This is a genomic window from Snodgrassella sp. W8158, assembly GCF_016100435.1.
GTDB classification, from domain to species: domain Bacteria; phylum Pseudomonadota; class Gammaproteobacteria; order Burkholderiales; family Neisseriaceae; genus Snodgrassella; species Snodgrassella alvi.
Window position 1 is genome coordinate 118,820 of the sequence record NZ_JACFSM010000004.1, and the last position, 20,977, is coordinate 139,796.

The following is a 20,977-nucleotide window of genomic DNA, read 5'->3' on the forward strand; positions in this document are numbered from 1 at the left end:
AGTATTTTAATATGGCAGAGTATTTAATTACCTATTTTCCAATTTTTTCCAGCTTTTGACCAGTATTAACTAATTTTTATTAAAATTTTTTAGTTTAAATTCTGTAAATATACTTTTATGTCAACGCAATAAAAACAGCTAAAGGCACAAAATCATTTTGACTAATCGCTCAGGCAGCTCCGGTACAGCTATAATAACAACCTTAACTGGTGCCGGATGCTGTTATGCTGTATGTTTATCAATCCAATCAATTATCTGATTTAGCTGCTTTATTTGCCAGCGTATATCAGCATACCTCACCACAGTCAGCATGGGCTGCAACAGAAATCGTGGTACAGAGTCAGGGTATGCGCCGCTATCTGAATCACTATCTGGCTCAGGAGCACGGTATTGCCGCCAATCTGCATTTCAGTCTGCCGGCCAGCTACATCTGGCAATTAACCCATCGGGTATTACCGCAAACACCAGCGCTTAACCCGTTTCAGTCAGAAGTATTGCGCTGGCGCTTACTGGGATTGTTTCATAGCCCGGCGTTCAGACAACCCCAATTATGCCAAACTGCTACCGCACTACATTCTTATCTTGATAGCAGCACACAGGCACCTTACCATCTGGCCGGAAAACTTGCTGATATGTTTGACCAATATTTAATCTATCGCAATGATTGGATAAATAATTGGCAGGAAAACAAATCTGCGAATCTGGGTGAAGATGAGCAATGGCAGGCAGAGCTATGGCGCTGGCTGAATAATGAATCAGATTTACCACACCGTGCCGGCTTAATGCAGGAATTTCTGAGCAAACTTGGTTCTGAACATTTACCCGAGCGGATATTCGTATTCGGTATTGCCACACTGGCACCGGTTTATCTGCATGCATTACAGGTAATAGCACAATATACTGATGTGCATATATTTGCGGTAAACCCGTGTGCTGAGTACTGGGGCAATGTTCTCTCAGCAGATATGCTGCTCAATAGTCAGGAAACTGACCTGAGTGTGGTTGGCCATCCTTTACTGGCCAGTCTGGGCAAACAGGGGCGGGATTTTTTTGATGCGCTCAATGATCTGGGCGAAGTAGTGTATATGCCTTCTGTCTATGCTCAGTGTGATGAAGTGGCAGATACTCTGTTACACCGTCTGCAAAACGATATCCAGTGCCTGCAACATCCGAAACAGTCTGAACCACCCTACCGGCTGCAGGAATATGATAATTCCATTCAGATTGTAGCGGCGCATTCCTGCCTGCGTGAACTGCAAATTCTCAAAGAGCAGCTGATTCAGGACCTGGCCGCACATCCGCACTGGCAGCCGCAGGATATTGCGGTACTTACACCACATATTGGGCCTTATCTGCCTTTTATCCACGCAGTATTCGGACAAACGCAGGGCGACACGCCTGCTCTGCATTACAACATCGCCGACGTTAAAATCAGCCTGCATGAACCCCTACTGCAATTATTCGAAAAACTGCTGCAACTGATGCAGAGCCGGTTTGATATTGAAACTGTGCTGCCTTTGCTGGATGAATCTGCTCTGCGCGCACGTTTTGACTTAAACGACAGCGATGCAGAACTGATTCACCGTGTCTGGAGCGAACAAGGGGTACGCTGGGGCGTGGATGCAGATATGCGTCATGAATATGGCGGACAGGGTAAGCACTTTACCTGGCAGCAGGCGCGTGAACGTACGATACTCGGCTGGCTGCTGCCGGAAAATAAATATACGGCACTGTGGCAGCAACAGCTTCCATGGTTCGGTGATATCGGCCAGACTGAAATTCTGGCACGCGCACAACAGTTAATAGACTGTCTGATTAAACATCATAGCTGCTGGCAAAAAGCAGCTACCATTCCCGAATGGATTGCGCGTACACGACAACTTCTGCGGGATTTAGCCGATACCGATTCCTTGTCCGGACATGCCATGCAGCAACTGGAAACCAGTCTGGCTGAATGGCAGGCGCAGGCAGCACTGGCACAATTTAATCTGACTATTGAACCGGCTATTGCAATCGAGCATTTGCAGAATTATTTATCCACTACCCGTCAGGCCGGATTTTTGCGCGGCGGAATTACCTTTTGCAGTATGGTACCGATGCGCAGCCTGCCCTTTCGCTGTATCTGTCTGCTCGGTCTGAATGACGGCGAATTTCCCCGTACTACTAAATCTGCTGCTTTCGACCTGATTGCACAGCATCCGCGCCGCGGCGATCGTGCCCGTCGTAACGATGACCGTTATCTGTTTCTTGAATCTATTTTAAGTGCGCGCGAAAAACTGTATTTGTCGTATATCGGTAAAGATATTCGTAAAAACGAAGAACTGGCCCCCTCTGCTCTGCTTTATGAGCTGACCGATGTTCTGGCTGCCATGACCGGCTGTAATCCGCTGGTATTTAATCAGCAGCATATCATCAGACACCCGTTACAACCCTTTTCCTATCGCTATTTTAACGGCGATTTAGTCAGCTGCCGCAGTGATTACGCCACGGCACTGAATCAGAATACAGATAAGCCTGCGCCATTTTATGCAAAAATAACTGAACCGGAAAAACAAAATCAGGAAGTTAATATTGAATCCTTTATCCGGTTCTGGCGTAATCCGGTACGTCACTGGCTTCAGCAGCAGTTACAATGGCAGGCACCCTATCAGGAAACACCAATCAGTGCAGCAGAACCGTTTGCAATTGAAAACAGTGCATCGATTTATACTGCCTATACCCGTGCACGCCGGCAGCATCTGGATTTTGCTGAGGTAGATGCAGCACTGGCAGTAAGCGGACTGGTGCCTGAAGGCGAGCTGGGCGTGATTGTCAGCCAGGTTTTACGCAATCAGACACTGGCTCTGGACAGCAGCATACTGTTCAGTCCCGCTGTCGCCGATATTGCCTTTATTTTTGAACACGAACAGTTACAGCTAAGTGGCAACATCAGCCGTTTACATCAATGCGGGCAGCTGATTGAACGGAATCACGCCCCGACAGCACCGGATAATATTGAGTTATATCTGCGCCATTTACTTCTCTGCGCTACTGAAAGCGAAGGTGCACAGGACACATATGAGCTTTATCCGGCCAAACCGCGCATGCTGGCAGCAATGAGCCTGATTGATGCGCAAGCACAACTGGCTTTATGGCTTGAGTATTACCGGCTAGGACAAAGCCGGCCACTGCCCTTTTTTCCGAAAACCAGCCTTACCACTGCCCTTAAGTGGTATCGTAACCGGCAAAAGAAAAACCGTGCACCTGAATATGGTGCTGAAGAACGCAGTACCGCGTTTAAAGTCTATGCAGACAGCCATAACGGAAAACCGCAGGCCGACTATCCTGAAGTAGCTCAGGTATTTGGCCGCGATGAAGAACTGCCGATTGACACCCCTCTGTTCTGGCAACTGATTGAAGAATTACTGCTGCCCATGACAGCAGCGTTGGAAACCGCTGATAAATTATAATGAGCCAAGCATTAAATCCAATTACCATGCCCTTAAACGGCAGCAGCCTGATTGAAGCTTCTGCCGGTACCGGGAAAACCTTTAACATTGCCGCCCTGTTTGCACGGCTGGTGTTACTGGAACGCATGCCGGTTGACGCTATTCTGGTGGTCACTTTTACCAAAGCAGCTACAGCGGAGCTGAAAACCCGTCTGCGTACCCGCCTTAATCAGGCTCTGGCTCTGTTACAAAATAATCTGCCTGCGGAACAGAATGACCCGGTACTGCAACAGCTGATTGACTGTGCCCGCAGTCAGGATGATGATGCCAGCCTGATTCTCCGTCTGCAGGCGGCCATTACCCAGTTTGACCGTGCAGCCGTTTACACCATTCACGGATTCTGCCAGCGCGTACTCACTGATTATGCCTTTTTATGCCAGACACCATTTGATACGGAAACTATTGAAACTGATCCGGAAATGCTGTGCCGGTTTGCCGAAGACTTCTGGCGGCAGCAGGTAAGCAATAACAGCAGCATGGCCATTCTGGCCGTCGCTTACAAACTTACCCCTGCCCGGCTTATGCAGGAAATGGGACGGCACTGCGGCATGGTAGATTTACAGGTACGCCAGCCGCCGGTTGCGGATATAGCCGGCATAAATAACTGCTGGCAACAGTCCTGGCAGAGCGTATGTACACATTTCAGCCTTATTCAGGATTCATTCTGGCAGTTACATCAGCAACTAAATGGTAATATTTACCGCCAGAAAAGTTATCAGCAGCTTTTCACCGACCTGCAGCAGGTAATGGAAAGCGAAGTAAACTGTCATTCTTTTTCTTCTTCTGTACTGGAAAAATGTGCCAAACTGGCTTCATCCCAGCTACAGGAAAACACCAAAAAAAATCAAACACTCAATAATGAGCTGATAGCTAACATTGCCCCACTGGTCGAACTGGCAGAAGCTGTTGCTGCCATGCTGACTGCAGAAGACAGCATATCACTGCAATTACAGCTGGACTGTTTTAACTACGTGCGCCAGTGTCTGAATCAGCACCGGCGCAACAGCCACCAGCGCAGCTTTGACGATTTACTGGCAGATCTGGGGTTGGCACTGTCTGCGGATAATCCCATGTCTGAAACACTGGCCGCAGTACTGGCGCAAACATGGCAGATTGCACTGGTAGACGAATGTCAGGATACTGATCCGTTGCAGTACCGAATTTTCAAAACCGCGTTTGCCGAACAAAACCGTCCGCTTATTATGGTGGGTGATCCGAAACAGGCTATTTACCGTTTCCGTGGTGCTGATATTCACGCCTATCTGCGCGCCGCTGCCGATACCCCGCCACAGCAGCGCTATACCCTGACCACCAATTACCGCAGCCATCAGGCACTGGTACAAGCCATTGGCCACCTGTTCAGCGGCAAAAAGCTGCCTTTTATTCTTGAGGGTATCAGCTATCCGCAGGTACAGGCACAGGCAGAAAATAACCGTCTGCATTACAGTCACAGCAATACTGTTATACCGGCGGTAGTGGTGCGCTGGCTGCATGAAAAAATAGATGTCAGCGATAAGGGAGCGGAAATTATCCCGAATAAAGACAGTTTGCGGACACGTGCGGCCGAATATTGTGCCTATGAAATTGCCGGCATGATTAATCAGGGTATGCGCGGAGAACTGCTACTGAGTAACCGGCCGTTACAGGCTGGCGATATTGCCGTATTGGTGCATTCACATAATGAAGGTCGCATGATTGCCGGCGCATTGAAACGCTGCGGCATCATGAGCGTCTCTCTTGGTAACCATTCAGTTTTTTCCAGCACTGAGGCACAAGCTGTCGAGGCTCTGTTACGTTTCTGGCTGCAACCGCAGCGCACCGAAACATTACGCTTTATCCTTGGCGGTGTACTGTTCGGCTGGACAGCAGCACAGCTGGCAGAACTGAACCGGAATGAAAATACACTGAGCGAATGGATACAGCTGGCACTGCAAACCCGCGAACAATGGCAGCAGTATGGTATTTATCCTGCCATACAGTGGTTTGCCGGCCAGACCGGCATGGAAATCAGACTACTTACGCAGCGCAATGAGCGCAGCCTGACCAATCTGTGGCAACTGGCCGAATTACTGGCTGCTGCTGAACAAACCCTGCCAACGGCTAACGCCCTGCTGAACTGGCTGACCAGTGCCATCAGCAACGAGCGTTCAGCAGGTGAAAGCAGTCTGCTGCGACTGGAAAGTGATGAAGCACTGGTTAAAATTGTGACCATGCATGCTTCCAAAGGGCTGGAATATCCGGTGGTATTCTGTCCGTTTGCATGGGATGGTAAAGAGGCCATTAATAATCAGGAACACTGGCAACGTCTGCATCAGCAGGATAAAGTGGAACTGATTGCCAATAGTTTGCTCAGTGACAGCGACCGGGAGGAACTGGAATGCGAAAGTATGGCCGAACGTTTGCGTCTGTATTATGTGGCCTTTACCCGGGCACGCGAACAACTGATACTGTACACTGCCGCCTGCAACAATACCGCCAGTAACCCCATGGCATGGCTACTGGACGGACAGCCGGACAATACCCTGAAAGAATCCCGCCAATTCTGGCAGGAAACTCATAAACCCAATCTGCCCAGTACTTTACGTGCTGCATGGCATCAATGTCTGGCTACTGGCAACCCTGAGCTGTTTCAATGGTGTGAAGGTAATGTAGACCCTGTCTGTATTGATATCAGTAAAAAACCCGAACAACCTTATCGTGCACTAACACCGACAGTAAGAACTTTTCAATCCATACGCTATACCAGCTTCACCAGTCTGAGCCGGCATGATTACAGTCACCGCGAATCTGCTCCGGAAGAAGAAAAAATAGCACCTGCGCTGGATCAGGCTGAAGTACAGACTCAGCCGCTGAGCCCCGATACAGAAGAAGCGGAAACACCTGTGCTCGCATTCGAGCGCGGTATCAACGCCGGACTTTGTCTGCATGCCATACTGGAACAGACCGAATTCAGCCTGCCGGCTACTGCAACGGAACAGGAGCATATTCTCGACTGTCTGGCGCGTTATGGTTTCGACAGCCGGCACAGCACCACCATGCAGACGCTTACTGATACTGTACGCCAATGCCAGTTGTCACCACAAACCATTATTGCAAACATACCTAAAGCACAACGAGTGGCTGAAATGAATTTCATGCTGCGGGTTGCCGATTTCAGTATCGCAGATTTACAACAGTGGTTTAACCACGCATCCGGATTACCGCAATGCTGTGTTCAGGCGGCACAGGAGCTGGATTTTGCTACGGTAAACGGATTTATCAACGGGGCTATCGATCTTCTAGGCGAAGACCGGCATGGTCAGGTATATGTTATTGATTACAAATCCAACCATTTGGGAAATCGTCTGTCAGACTATACCCGGGAAAACATGGACGAGGCTATTGCCAAACATCATTACTACCTTCAGGCACTCATTTACAGCATTGCCTGTGCACGATTTCTGCACAGTCGCCGGCAGCTTCCGCCCAGTATCAGCGTACGTTATCTCTTCCTGCGCGGACTTAATCCGCACAACCAGAATGGCATATGGAAATGGGATATAGACACAGCCAGTCTCAGACCATGGCTAGTAGAACATGACAAAGTATAGCAGCTGCGGTATATTAACCATTCCAGCCGTATTTTTCGCTAAGGAAGCAACAACATGCTCAACAAGCCCGAAGAATTTATCATGGCCATACTTGCCGGCATATGGGTCGTTATCACCTTTATTATCTGTCGCTATCTGCATCTGCCAACTGATACGGGTTTATTAGTTACTACCCTGACATTGATATGGGCGCTGGTATTTTTCCTGTTATGGCAGCGCGGGCGTACATGCAAAATCTGGCCGGTTTTTCTGGGGCTTCTGGTTATGTGCTGGTGGCGCGCTATTTGTTACTCATCTACCGAGATTATTCTTAACAATGATAACAGTACCTCCACACTGGTACACTGGTACGGCAGCTGGACAGCTCTGATTATTTATGCGCTGATTCCGGTCATTGCCGGTTACGGATTCAAGTGGTGGCAATATAAACGCCGTAAACCACAAGTAACGGCTTGAGGTTGCAGTTTACTGAGATAGTCTGATACATATTGTTAAAAATACAATTAATACAAAAATTCGGATTAATGAGATTATAGGTAATCAAATTAAGATTATCGCTAGGGGCTGAATAAATTGAAAAAAAATCGATTTATTGAATTTTTTAACCCACAAAACTCCCTGAAGCTTTCGTTAATTTATTTAACTATCCTTTATCTTTTCGGGACGCTTTTGCGACCACCTTTCTGGTATCCCTATTTTAACACTGACATTGAATTTCTCTTAATTTATGGCTGCTTATATCTCTTTGGTCTTTTATTAATATGGATATTCGGGTTAACAATAAAACAGATTTTTTCTGCATACTTTAATGATAAACACAGTCCGAATAAGACACCATCAACCGTTACACTATTGTGTTATTCAATCAGTAATTTTCTGATTTGTGTTTTCTTTATTTATTTACAATCAATCACATATCAAGTTTTCATTTATTTCAATAATTTCCTTGTTTTTATTTATGCCTTTGTTAACAGCATTGGTGCTTTTATTATTTTAATATTTAAACTTATCTGTCAGGTTTTATCATTTAAACGTCGTAGAACAGTTTCTGCTTCCGATAATTCATTAGCCATCAAAAAAACTAACACTGACCAAAAAGCCAGTACGGGTAAATTCAGTATTAAAAAGTTGCTCATTTTTGCGGCAGTTTATTTATTTGTGCTGACTTGCAGTAACAGCTTAATTGGCAGAGGATTAATGATTCCTTACTTTGAAGGCGACATACTTAATATCCTCTCTGTAGTAATGTTTCTGTGCTTTATACTTTACTGGATTGATATATTACTGGCCTTTGCTCTCGCTATCAAAGATAGTGTTACCCCAAAAAATCAAGTTGCATGGTCTGATTTATTCAATTATTTAACTTACAGCTCGGTCTATTATTTACTGGCACTCACTATTTTATATCCACTAACAGGCGAATTATCTGGCGCAATAGCCGAAGAGCAATTCGAAAATATATGGCTGATTAACTATTCGCTCTATATAATTTTAAATTATATTGGCGTACTCATTATTTTGTCGGTAAAAGCATTCCAAAAACCATTACCCGAATAATCAGTTTCCAGTAATGATTTATACCAGCTAAAAAGCACAATGTTATATCAATGAAATATTCATGGAATATTAAATAATATGTATTATTTAATATAGGGTCCGAGTAAAAAATTTATTATAAAATCAAATCCAGCTAACGATACCAACCTTTAACTACCGGCTATTTCTCCCTTATTAAGATTGATACTTTTATTCAGTTGAGTAAATTCAGGAAATCACACCGGCAACAAGACCAATTAACCAGTAAGCTTATATACTGAAAAATTTTATCCGGATATCTGAAACACACCGATATTATGAACACAGCCACTATTACCAGTCTGATACAGCGCCAGCGTCTGCGACGCATGCGAATACTGGCTACCAGTTTGCTGATTATTGCCTGTGTTTTATTTGTTTTAAGCTGCCTGCTGCAAAAACAATATCCGGCTCTGGTCTATCTTAAAGCATTTACCGAAGCCGCCATGGTAGGTGCACTGGCAGACTGGTTCGCAGTTACTGCCCTGTTTCGCCATCCCCTTGGTCTGCCTATTCCTCATACCGCAATTCTGCCTCAGAAACAGGAAAGAATTGCCAATGAATTCGGACATTTTATTGAAAATAATTTTTTACAGGATAAAGCAATTGCCGGACGCATCTATCATATGCATCCGGCCAGAAGAACCCTGCAATGGCTATGTGCTCCGCAAAATCAGCAAAAATGGCTGCCTGTTCTGACCAGCCAGATTCCGCTGCTGTTAAATACCGCCAGTGCCCGTGAAGTAGCCGGATTTTGTAGTCAGCTACTAAACACCCAGTACAGCGGTGCCCGTCTGGGCAAAACACTGGCTAACTTTCTTCATTTAATCCATAAACAAGGTATTGATACACTGCTGATACGATCTTTACTGCAACAAATACGCCAATGGCTGCAAAACGAACAGACACGGGCACAACTTGAAAAAAGTCTGTTATCTTGGGTAAGTAAAATTGAAAAAAGCGATCCCAGTACTTGGGATAAATTTAAGGCTTCGCTGAAAACGACACTGACTGCACGTATTGATGACTGGGTCGCCGGCAAAGCACTCGATTGGGCAGACTCCTATATAGATGCGGTATTGGCGAACCCAAAGCATTCTTTCTGGCGCGCCTGCCGAAAACAGCTTCTCGTTACCGAACGCAAATTACGTCGCAGCCGGAGCTGGCACAGATGGCTTGCGGCCGGACGGCAGCAACTGCTGCGCTCTACAGCATTGCAACAAAGCATAATGGATTTATGGGATAGTTTTGTGGCATGGAGTGAACACGATACCAGCCAGAGTAATTCATGGTGGCAGCAGCAGCTTGGCCGGTTATCTACCCATATACAGCAACAAGCCATGCAAAACCCGCGATTTATGCAGCGTCTGGATACCCGAATTACATTGTGTGCAAAACTCATCACTCGCCAGTATAAAAATCGCGTCAGTCAGTTCATTGCCGATAAAGTCAAAAGCTGGGACAGTAAACAAATGGTTGATAAACTCGAATTGAGTGTCGGGCGTGATTTACAGTTCATTCGTATCAATGGCACGCTTGTTGGCGGTTGCATCGGTCTGCTTATTTATATTGCATCTCAATGGATAGCCGCCTGAACATACATAAAATTACATTGAGTTAAAAAATTAAATTTATTCAAAGATTCATTTATATTTTTTAAGATATAATAAATTAAATTATTTCAGCCATTCAGGCACTCCCATGCATTATCGTGACAAATCTCTTTTCTTCTTAGCTCTGTCCTGTCTTATTTCTACAGTTCGTGCCCAGCCACAACCAGAAAATACAGAAGCGCATACAGCAGAATTAAGTCCGGTAGTGGTGGTCGCTTCCAAACAAAGTACCTCGGGAGTTGAAGTAATCAACCCCAAAACAGCCCTTCAGCCTTTACCCGCACAGGACGGTGCTGATTTACTTAAATCAGTTGCAGGAATGAGTGTCACGCGTAAAGGCGGCAGCTCCGGTGATCCCCTGCTACGCGGTCTGGGCGGTTCACGCCTGCTGATCAGTGCTGACGACCAGTTTGTACTGGGCGGCTGTCCCGGACGCATGGACCCGCCCACCTCCTATCTGTTTCCGGCCAGCTACGACAGAGTCATTATTACCAAGGGACCACAAGCAGTTAATCAGGGGCCGGGAATGATTAGCGGTTCTGTACGTTTTATCCGTGATGAAAAACCACTATCGCAGCCCACTGCCAAATTAGACAGTGCCTTTACAAAAGGATCATTCGGGCGCAGTGATGCTTATATCGACGGTACACTAGGTAATCAGTACGGCTGGCTGCGGCTTAATGCCAGTCACAATGAGTCTAAAGATTACAAAGACGGTAATGGAGACACCATTCATTCTGCATTCAAACGCAATAATCAGATGGCTCAGGCAGCTCTTACCCCATTTACTGACACCCTGCTGGCTGTACAATATGAACACAGCACCGGCCATGCCCGCTATGCCGACCGCAGTATGGACGGCACCCAGTTCGACCGCCATGGCTGGTCAATGAAATTGCGCCAGCAAAATATCACCAACTGGCTGAGTCAGCTACAGTTTGAATATGGTCGCAGCAAAATCGACCATGTGATGGATAATTTCAGTCTGCGTACTCCTGCACCGATGAAAATGGCTTCCGGTATGAGCAAAATGGCATCGGATATGCCCAATATGAATGGTATGCATACCACCATGCCGGTACGCCGCATGTATTCAGTAATGAATCCTTCGCGTGAAATTAAATCAGCTAAATTGTCAGCACAGATAGAGCTGGGAAATACACACAGTGAAATCGGTGCAGACTGGCAGAATGATGAAGTCAGCACCCGGCCTATGGTAATGAGTACCAATAAACAGCAGGCAGAAAATTATTACAAACTGCCCTTTATCTGGAACCAGACTTATAAACGTCACGGTGCCTATATTCAGAGTGAATGGAATATAAATGATAATAACAGTCTCTTTGGCGGTTTTCGTCATGACTGGACCAGTACCCTATTTAATCCGCAGAAAAATGCCATTGCCTCAAAGTATTTACGCCAGCATCAGGGACTGAATGCCGGTTTTATCCGTCTGGAACACCGCAACAATAAACTAACCAGCTATCTCGGCTATGGTATTGCCGAGCGTGCTCCTGATTACTGGGAACGCAGTAAAGCCAACGGCGAAAAATTGCGTAAAGAAACCAACCATGAAATCGATGCCGGTTTAAGTTATCAAGGTAACAGCATCAGCAGTTCAATTGATATTTTTGCAGGACAAATCAATGATTTTATTCTGATTGAAAGCATTAACAGCAAAAATTCAGCCCGCCAGATAGATGCACGCCGCTATGGCTTCGAAGCCAGAACCAACTGGCAGTTCGCACCACACTGGAATCTTGGCGGCAGCCTCGCCTATACCTATGCCAGTAACCGCAGTGATAAACAACCACTGGCACAAACCCCGCCACTGGAATGGCGTACTTACCTCAACTGGGAAAACGAGCATTTCAGCGCCGGTGCCTTGTGGCGTGTTGCGACCAGTCAGCACCGCTATGCCAAAAATCAGGGCAACATTGTTGGCATGGACTTAGGTCAGAGCAGCGGCTTTGGGACACTGGCATTAAATGCCGGCTGGAAACCCGGTAAAAATATGCTGGTACAAATCGGTATCGACAATGTTTTTAACAAAACCTATGCCGAAGCAGTAAATAAATCTGCTTATGATTTCGACACCTATTCCGTACAACAATACCGTGTTAACGAGCCAGGACGTACACTGTGGGCACGGGCACAGATTAAATTCTGATAAAGATTTCTTACCAGAGAAAAATAAAAACCCCGCTATGCGGGGTTTTAAATCACAAAACCGAACTACAGTAACAATAAATTATCGCGCTTTGGAGTGCAGCAACTTCTGTTGCTGACGCAAACGCCAATATTGCTGTTGCTGTTTCGGAGTCAGAATCTGATAGATATCATGTTCGCGTTTTAACTGTAAAAAATCATAATCAGCACGTGCCTGTTGCTGTTCAGCCCAAAGACGCTGTTCCTGTGCAATCATATTTTTAGCTTTAACATCATCAAATTGCTTATTTACTACCAGATTTTTACGCTCCTGTTGCAAATTAGCCAGAATCTGACGATTTTCATTGCTCATAAGCGGACGCTGGCTAGCATACTGATGATCAATTTTCTGTACCAGTGCCCTTTGCTGATTACTTAAATTCAACTGAGGCAAAATTGAATGTGGATTTACCGGACCCAAAACCGGTTTCTGCTCATGCACAACCACTGTTTCAGTTTCAGTGACTACTGCTGTCGGCGGCTGTTCTGTTCCGGCAGCAGCAAAAGCACCCATACTCATTGAAGACAAAGCAGCAAGCGTTACTACACGGATAAAAGTTTTCATAACACAACTCCTTGTTATTTGAGTTAAGAATACATTCATATTTAACAAACAGTATTTCATAGTAGTATGTAAAATCATGAATATAATTGAAATTAATTAGTAAACAATTTTATTAATTCTTTAAAAAACAGCACCCGTCCCAGGTGCTGTTTTTTAGTGCCGGTCAGATTTACTTTTTATCCGGCAACGCATAAGCAATTACATAGTCACCAACATCATTTGAATGGCTGGTACCGCCGGCTGAAATAACCACATACTCCTTACCAGTTTTCGGAGAGACATAAATCAGCGGAGCAGCAACCGAACCCACTGGCAGGCGTGCTTTCCAAACTTCCTTACCGGTTTTGGCATCTATTGCACGCAGATAATAATCCTGCGTACCGGCAAAAAATACCAGACCGGAGGCAGTGGCTGTCGGACCGCCCAGCGTAGGCATACCAATCGGCATTGGCTGTTTTGTCTTAATATTCAGAGGTCCGGTATCCTGAACTGTGCCCATTGGCACCTGCCATACTAGCTGCTTGGTGTTCAAATCAATGGCACTCAGCGTACCAAATGGCGGCTGCTGACATGGTACACCCAGCGGAGATTGCAGAATATCGATTTTCACACCGCCATAAATACCGGCAACCTGCGGCCGAATCGTACCCATAAATCCCGGTACTTCATCAGTAGAAACCTTGAACTGTTTTGCCTCCTCACGGGTAACCAACTGCATACGCAGTGCCATGCGCATATCGTTCACAAACATCAGATTCCGTGATTCATCAATTGAGATACCACCCCAGTTCATGCCGCCAAGCAGACTTGGCCATTCAATATACGGCTGTGCACCCGGTGGCGTAAACCGGCCTTTGTATACAGAATTCTTAAACAGAATACGGCAATATAACTGGTCAAACGGTGTGATACCCCACATACTGCGTTCAGTCAGCGGCTCATTACCAATATTGGGCATACCCACAGAATCAGGCTGCGTAGCAGACAAATGTTCACCTTCGGCTGCCGGAGCTGTAGGTACAGGGCTTTCCACAACTTTAGTGACAAATTCCCCGTTTCGCCGGTCAATTACAAAAATCTGCCCGGTTTTAGTAGTTTGAATCAGAGCAGGAATTTTCTGGCCTTTATCATTGGTAACATCATACAGTACAGGTTGAGAAGGCAAATCATAATCCCATACATCATGGTGAACCAGCTGACGTACCCAGCGTAATTTACCGGTGCTGGCATCCAGAGCAACCACTGCTGCCCCGAATTTTTCCTTAATATGATTGCGGTCACCACCCCAGTAATCCGGCGGTCCATTGCCGGTTGGTAAATAAACCAGATTCAGTTCTTTATCATAAGTAGGAATAGTCCAGACATTAGGTGTTTCAAGTGTGTAATTCTGACCAGGCTTAGCCAGCCCCTCAGGTTTACCAATATCCCATGTCCACACCAGCTTACCGTCACGTACATCAAATGCCCGTACCGCACCAGATGGTTCACCATGAACAATATCGCGAACCCAGCCGCCTACAACAGTTAAATGTCCCATCATTACCGGCAGAGAAGTCGGATGATAGCGCTTACTGTTTTCAGTCGGCCCCATATAAGCCTTGAGATTCACATAACCATTGTCACCAAAACCCGGACATAACGTCCCTTTATCTGCATCCAGGGTAAACAGACGTGCATCCACTGTAGATACAACAATTCTGCGCCGGCATAAAGACTGAGTATAAGCGGCTTTTTCAGCATTGGTCAGGCTATCATCCTTATCCATATCATAATAGCCTACCCCGCGGCAGGTTACATGCTCCGCAGTACGTGCTTTAGGATCAAAGCGCCAGATTAGCTTACCAGTATCCGCATCAATTGCAGATACCAAATTTTCCGGTGTGCATGAATACAGCTTGTCACCAATCTGCAATGGTGTATTTTCGTCTACACCGATTGCTTTACCGGAAGTACGGCGACCAGTATGAAATGTCCATGCTACCTGCAGATTACGCACATTATCCGGATTTATCTGGGTATACGGCGCAAAGCGGGTACCGTGCTGATTTCTGCCAAAAAATGCCCAGTCAGACGGATTTTGAGCATTTTCATGTGCCGCATCAGCATTCTCACTGATATTAACCTGATTACGAATCTGACCATGCGGATAAAACGACGCAATCAGCGTGGCCAGTAAAGCCAGAAATATAACAACACCGCTAAAATTATAAAAACGGCGGCCGGAAGCTGAAACACCCTGATAGCCACTGCCCGACCACAAAGTCATCATAAGAAACAGTGCAGGTATAACCAGACGCGGCATCAGAGCCCAATAAGTTAACTCCGTTGCATCTGTTAATGCCCAGATTAGCGTTGCCACAAACACTGCCAGCGAAAACAAGGCAGTATAAGACTTACGCAAACCAACCATTATCGCAAGTACCAGATAAGCAATACCAGCCAGTAAATAATAGCCCGAACCACCCAGTATCAATAGCTTAATTCCGCCATAGCCTAGCGCCAGACCGCCAGCCAGCAATATCAATACAAGCAGCCAGCGTGGCAGATTACGCCAGCAACTTCCTGAAGAACCAGACATCAACTACTCCTAACCTGAATGTGTGAATAAATATTGCCAACCAACATGCAAAGTACATAAAGCTTTACTTATCAGGCAGCCATACTTTTAAATTATTTAAAATTAGTTATTTACAAATTAACAAATACAAAAAATACCTTAAATAAACACAAATATATTAAAGTTTACAAATAAATTAAATTATTAATTTTTAAATAATCAATTGTCAAAAAATTAACATTCGGTTTTTTAATACAGGATGGATGTCCGAATAATGTACTTATCTCAGCACAATCCGAGTTTTATTTACATACAACAAAATATGTTTCTGCCGAAAAGGAGGTAACTTCTTATGCTATTGAATCATCATAAAAACAACAGACATGAAAAAAGCGAAATTGCGGTATTAAGCAATTTCGCCTAAAAAAGCATCTGTAACGATGCCGATAAATAAAATTAGCAATCAGGCTCGTGCAATCAGCGCGGCAACGGCCGGTAAAGTCTTACCTTCAAGAAACTCCAGAAATGCCCCGCCACCGGTACTGATATAACTGATATCATCAGTAATACCAAACTGAGCAATTGCAGCCAGCGTATCACCGCCACCGGCAATTGAATAAGCATCACTATCAGCAATTGCCTTTGCCAGCACCTTAGTACCATGAGCAAATGCAGCAAATTCGAATACACCTACAGGACCATTCCAGACAATCGTTTTTGCCTCTTTCATCATCTCAGCCAGTCTCTGTGCTGATTGCGGACCAATATCCAGAATCATATCGTCTTCGGCCACATCGGCTACGTTTTTAATTTCAGCTGCTGCATCAGCAGCAAAACGTTTGGCTACCACCACATCAACAGGCAAAGGAATATCACCGCCCTTAGCAGCTATCTTAGCCATAATCTGCCGTGCACTATCAACCAGATCAGCTTCAGCCAGCGATTGCCCTACAGGCAGTCCCTTTGCCAGTAAAAATGTATTGGCAATTCCGCCACCTACAATTAAATGATCCACCTTATCGGCCAGACTTTCCAGAATCGTCAGTTTAGTTGATACTTTACTTCCGCCCACAATAGCCACTACCGGAGCCTGCGGATTCTGTACTGCATGAGTTAACGCTTCCAGTTCAGCTGTCAGCAGCATACCGGCACAGGCCAGCGGTGCAAATTCTGCGACTGCGGCTGTAGATGCTTCTGCACGATGTGCAGTACCAAAAGCATCATTAACATAGATATCACCAAGCGCAGCATAAGCTGCAGCCAGAGCTTGGTCATTTTCCTTCTCGCCGATATTCAGACGAACATTAGGCAGCATGATTACATATCCGGCCTGCAACTGTGGTTTGTGTTCACGCCAGTCTTCTGCCACACTGACATTCTGACCTAATAATTCTCCTAATCGCTGCGCCACCGGAGCAACACTGTCTTCCGGTTTTGGAGCGCCGGCTTTCGGCCGTCCCAGATGTGTCAGCACCACAACAGCTGCACCCTGCTGCAAACAAAAACGAATCGAAGCTAAAGAAGCACGAATACGCGTATCATCAACAATAACACCATCTTTAATAGGCACATTCATGTCTACCCGAATCACAACGGTCTTGCCAGACACATCCTGATCAGCTAACTTTTTAAACAACATGGTTGAGTTCCCGCAATAAAAAACGCTGATAAATTTGCTATATCACTCCGTACCTCCCAAAGAATGACAACATCAGCGCATCACAAACAGATAAAATAGTTATAAATCACAAAAAGCTTGAAAAACTTTAAATTATCTTATAATTTACCCATAGGGTAAAGTCACAGACAGGATAAAACTGCCCGTACTTAACCAGCCTCATTACATAATTTATTTAATTGCAGTACACACATACTACCGAGGTACAACATTATGACTCTTGCTTACTGGTGTGTTTTAATAGCCATGCTTCTGCCATGGATTGCAGCATCTTATGCTAAAAAAAGTGGTGGTTTTAAAGCTGATGATAATCATCAGCCCCGTGAATTTATGGCTAAAGTACAGGGTAAAGCTGCACGTGCTAATGCTGCACAGCAAAATGGTTACGAAATATTTGCACCTTTCGCTGCTGCGGTCATTATTGCCCATGCAACTGATAACGCTGCCCAGTTCACCATTAACTTCTGGAGCGTATTGTTTATTCTCAGTCGCCTAGGTTATTTTTATTTTTACATTAAAGATAAATCTTTTGCCCGTTCATGTATCTGGGGAGTGGGCGTTATCTGTATCATTGCGCTTTACATAGCTGCAATCTGAATACAATACTGGCAAGTAATTTTGATAATTCAATCTGCAATAAAGGGGGAGTATATGAGCAAACAATCAGGTTCATGTCTTTGCGGCAAAGTTAAATTTTCTCTGGAAACAGATAACCACTCACTGAGTGCCTGCCATTGCAGCACCTGCCGCAAATGGAGTGCAGGTCCGCTGATGACGATTATGCATAATGGTAAGATTCAGTTTGAAAATACAGAATTCATCAAAAATTACAATTCATCAGAATGGGCGGAACGCGGATTTTGCTCAGAGTGCGGTACTCATCTGTATTATCACTTAAAAAATAGCAACCAATACTACATAGCCGCATGGACACTTAACCAGCCTGATGCCCTGGATTTCAATCTTCAGGTTTATATAGATAACAAACCGGAATGCTATTCTTTCGCCAATCAGACACATAACCTGACCGAAGCTGATATTCAGCAAATGATAGCAGAGCAGCAGAAATAATCACGACCGGATTAGTCTATCCAACAGCTCTTATCCGAATAAATAACTATATTGTTTTATTTAGTTTAATTGCGACCATTCAAGCGGTATGCATTATAGATTAATAACGCATTATAGATAGAATTTATCTAAATTAAAATAAAAATAGGAATTGGAGTTGGTATGAATGTAATTAAAAAAAGCTTTTTAATTGGTATTTGTTTGTTGAGTTTCACAGGTGTTGTCGCAGCAAAAGATCTAAAGCAAAGAAATATCGCTCAAGAAGAAAAAAATCGTACACTAGTTATCAATTTTTATAATAACTTCTTTAATAAACATAAACTTGCCGAGGCAACAAAAACACTGGCTGAAGATTATAAACAACATAATCCTTATGTCGCTAATGGTAGAACACCTGCGATTACTTATTTCGAAGATTTCTTTAAACAAAATCCGCAATCAAGTGCCATCATAATTCGTTCATCTGTGGAGGGCGATATAGTATGGTTACATGTCCATTCTAAAATCAATAAAGATGATCTTGGTAAAGCAGTAGTTGATATATTCCGAGTTAAAGATGGAAAAATAGTTGAGCATTGGGATGTGATTCAAAATGTACCAGAGCAGGCAGAAAATAATAATACGATGTTTTAATGATTAATCCGACAACTTATAAGCGCCTTAACGGCGCTTTCTTCGTTCAAGCAAAAACAGACTATATATGTTTAATATATAGTCTGTTTTCAATTGGATATTCAGTGAAATTAAACTGTATTACATACGCTCAACAATCATTGCAATACCCTGACCGCCGCCGATACACAGCGTAGCCAGCCCGAACTGAACATCTTTTGCCTGCATACCATATAACAGACTTACCAGAATGCGGGTACCACTGGCTCCAATCGGATGACCAATCGCGATCGCACCACCATGGATATTGGTCTTATCCATATCAAAATGCAATTCGCGACCTACTCCGAGGAATTGTGCAGCAAAAGCTTCATTTGCCTCTACCAAATCAATATCTGTCAGTGCCAGACCGGCCTTCTGCAAAGCTTTCTGTGTCGCAGGTACAGGTCCCAGTCCCATCAGTGCAGGACTGATACCAGCACTGGCATAACTGCGAATACGTGCCAGAGGCTGTAATCCGAGTTCTTTTGCTTTGCTTTCCGCCATCACCAACACAGCAGCAGCACCATCATTAATTCCTGATGAGTTGCCGGCAGTCACCGTTCCATCGGCACTGAATGCCGGTTTCAATTTAGCCAGTGCTTCAGCAGTTGCCTCTGCCCGCGGATATTCATCACGCGCAAATACAGTCTCACCTTTACGTGACTTAATTGTTACGGGCACAATTTCTGCATCAAATACACCGGCTGCAACCGCCTGCGCAGCCAGCTGCTGAGAACGTAAAGCCAGCTCATCCTGTTCCTGCCGGCTGATCTGATATTTCTGTGCAATATTTTCAGCAGTAATCCCCATATGATAATGATTGGTAGCGCAGGTCAGCCCGTCGTGTACCATAGTATCAATTACCTGCTGATTACCCATACGATAGCCCCAGCGTGCACGGCTATCCAGCAGATATGGTGCCCGCGTCATATTTTCCATACCGCCGGCTATCACTACCTCTGCATTCTGCGCAGCAATAGACTGAGCGGCCAGTGCTACCGTTTTTAATCCCGAACCGCATACTTTATTAACAGTATATGCTGGTACACTATCAGCCAGTCCGGCTGCCAGGGCTGCCTGTCGTGCCGGATTCTGTCCCAGCCCGGCCTGCAGCACATTACCCATCACTACTTCATCAACCAGCCCGCTTTCAACACCGGCACGGTTTAAAGCTTCAGCAATAACCAGCTTACCCAAATCTACCGTACCTACACTGGCCAGCGAACCATTAAAGCTGCCTACAGGCGTACGCGCTGCACTGACAATAACTGCATTTTCCATATTCAACTCCTAAATCTGACTGTTACCAGCCTATAAACCACGCTGGCTGATTGCCATTTCACGGAAATCTTCAGCCACAGTAAATTCAGCCTGAGTTTTAGCCTTAATTGTTTCCAGATCAACGCCTGGGGCATGTTCCAGTAAAACCAGTTGTCCGTCTTTAAAACCAAACACAGCTAATTCAGTAACAATCAGATTAACTTTGTTTTTTGCTGTTAGCGGTAAAGTACATTCTTTCAGAATTTTGGATTCACCATTTTTAGTACAATGCTCCATACCAATAATAACCCGGCGCGAACCAGTTACCAGATCCATTGCACCACCCATGCCCGGTACCATTTTTCCCGGCACCATCCAGTTTGCCAGATTTGCCTGCTGATCGACTTCCAGACCACCCAGTACACAAGCATCAACATGGCCGCCGCGAATCAGTGCAAATGAAAATGCACTGTCAAAAGTACAACCGCCGGCAGCAATACCACATGGCTGACCACCTGCATTCACCAGATTAGGATTGGCTTTTTCAGGGTCCAGTGCAGCCAGACCGAGAAAACCGTTTTCAGACTGCAAAGTAATATGAATATCTTCCGGTACATAATTGGCTACCTGAGTCGGCAGACCAATACCCAGATTCACCACATCCCCGTCATTGAATTCCAATGCAATTCTGCGTGCAATTAATTCTTTTGCATTCATG

Annotated in this window: 14 protein-coding genes; 9 read left to right on the forward strand and 5 right to left on the reverse strand. The window is 45.0% G+C overall.

The genetic code is table 11. The features are described 5' to 3' along the window. Positions 1-224 precede the first annotated feature (224 nt). From recC to H3V11_RS09700, 6 genes are all read left to right on the forward strand, one after another. Positions 225-3,449, forward strand: coding sequence for an exodeoxyribonuclease V subunit gamma (recC, locus tag H3V11_RS09675; RefSeq protein WP_198224681.1), 3,225 nt, complete (start codon positions 225-227; stop codon positions 3,447-3,449). After that, positions 3,449-7,078 (forward strand): exodeoxyribonuclease V subunit beta, encoded by a 3,630-nt coding sequence (gene recB / locus H3V11_RS09680; protein WP_198224683.1) that lies wholly within the window; start codon positions 3,449-3,451, stop codon positions 7,076-7,078. The genes recC and recB overlap by 1 nt, the downstream gene beginning before the upstream one ends. A gap of 54 nt (positions 7,079-7,132) precedes the next feature. After that, entirely contained in the window at positions 7,133-7,534 is a 402-nt protein-coding gene (locus H3V11_RS09685; protein ID WP_037393914.1) for a hypothetical protein, read from the forward strand. A gap of 117 nt (positions 7,535-7,651) precedes the next feature. Next, entirely contained in the window at positions 7,652-8,635 is a 984-nt protein-coding gene (locus H3V11_RS09690; RefSeq protein WP_198224685.1) for a hypothetical protein, read from the forward strand. Between the two features lie 296 nt (positions 8,636-8,931). Continuing rightward, positions 8,932-10,248 (forward strand): DUF445 domain-containing protein, encoded by a 1,317-nt coding sequence (locus H3V11_RS09695; protein ID WP_198224687.1) that lies wholly within the window; start codon positions 8,932-8,934, stop codon positions 10,246-10,248. Between the two features lie 106 nt (positions 10,249-10,354). Further along, positions 10,355-12,436, forward strand: a complete 2,082-nt coding sequence (locus H3V11_RS09700; protein WP_198224689.1) for a TonB-dependent receptor domain-containing protein — start codon at positions 10,355-10,357, stop codon at positions 12,434-12,436. A gap of 81 nt (positions 12,437-12,517) precedes the next feature. Here H3V11_RS09700 and H3V11_RS09705 read toward each other — a convergent pair whose 3' ends face one another. From H3V11_RS09705 to H3V11_RS09715, 3 genes are all read right to left on the reverse strand, one after another. Then, positions 12,518-13,039, reverse strand: a complete 522-nt coding sequence (locus H3V11_RS09705) for a Spy/CpxP family protein refolding chaperone (RefSeq protein ID WP_084547751.1) — start codon at positions 13,037-13,039, stop codon at positions 12,518-12,520. A 169-nt stretch (positions 13,040-13,208) separates the two neighbouring features. Further along, a complete protein-coding gene (locus H3V11_RS09710; protein WP_198224691.1) occupies positions 13,209-15,617 on the reverse strand; it encodes a membrane-bound PQQ-dependent dehydrogenase, glucose/quinate/shikimate family in 2,409 nt (802 codons plus the stop codon). Between the two features lie 442 nt (positions 15,618-16,059). Then, complete coding sequence (locus tag H3V11_RS09715) at positions 16,060-17,235, reverse strand: phosphoglycerate kinase (RefSeq protein ID WP_198224693.1); 1,176 nt, start codon at positions 17,233-17,235, stop codon at positions 16,060-16,062. Positions 17,236-17,487: 252 nt separating this feature from the next. On the opposite strand from H3V11_RS09715, the gene H3V11_RS09720 reads away from it, so the two are divergent. From H3V11_RS09720 to H3V11_RS09730, 3 genes are all read left to right on the forward strand, one after another. Continuing rightward, entirely contained in the window at positions 17,488-17,871 is a 384-nt protein-coding gene (locus H3V11_RS09720) for an MAPEG family protein (RefSeq protein WP_198224695.1), read from the forward strand. 54 nt (positions 17,872-17,925) lie between these two features. Then, positions 17,926-18,345, forward strand: coding sequence for a GFA family protein (locus H3V11_RS09725; protein ID WP_198207710.1), 420 nt, complete (start codon positions 17,926-17,928; stop codon positions 18,343-18,345). A gap of 162 nt (positions 18,346-18,507) precedes the next feature. Next, positions 18,508-18,978 (forward strand): ester cyclase, encoded by a 471-nt coding sequence (locus H3V11_RS09730; RefSeq protein WP_198224697.1) that lies wholly within the window; start codon positions 18,508-18,510, stop codon positions 18,976-18,978. 120 nt (positions 18,979-19,098) lie between these two features. Here the strand turns inward: H3V11_RS09730 and H3V11_RS09735 are convergent, their stop codons facing one another. Together H3V11_RS09735 and H3V11_RS09740 are read right to left on the reverse strand one after the other, a co-directional pair. Further along, positions 19,099-20,280: an acetyl-CoA C-acetyltransferase gene (locus H3V11_RS09735; RefSeq protein ID WP_198224699.1), complete on the reverse strand. Its 1,182-nt coding sequence runs from the start codon at positions 20,278-20,280 to the stop codon at positions 19,099-19,101. Between the two features lie 30 nt (positions 20,281-20,310). Next, positions 20,311-20,976 (reverse strand): 3-oxoacid CoA-transferase subunit B, encoded by a 666-nt coding sequence (locus H3V11_RS09740; protein WP_037392084.1) that lies wholly within the window; start codon positions 20,974-20,976, stop codon positions 20,311-20,313. Position 20,977: the final 1 nt, after the last annotated feature.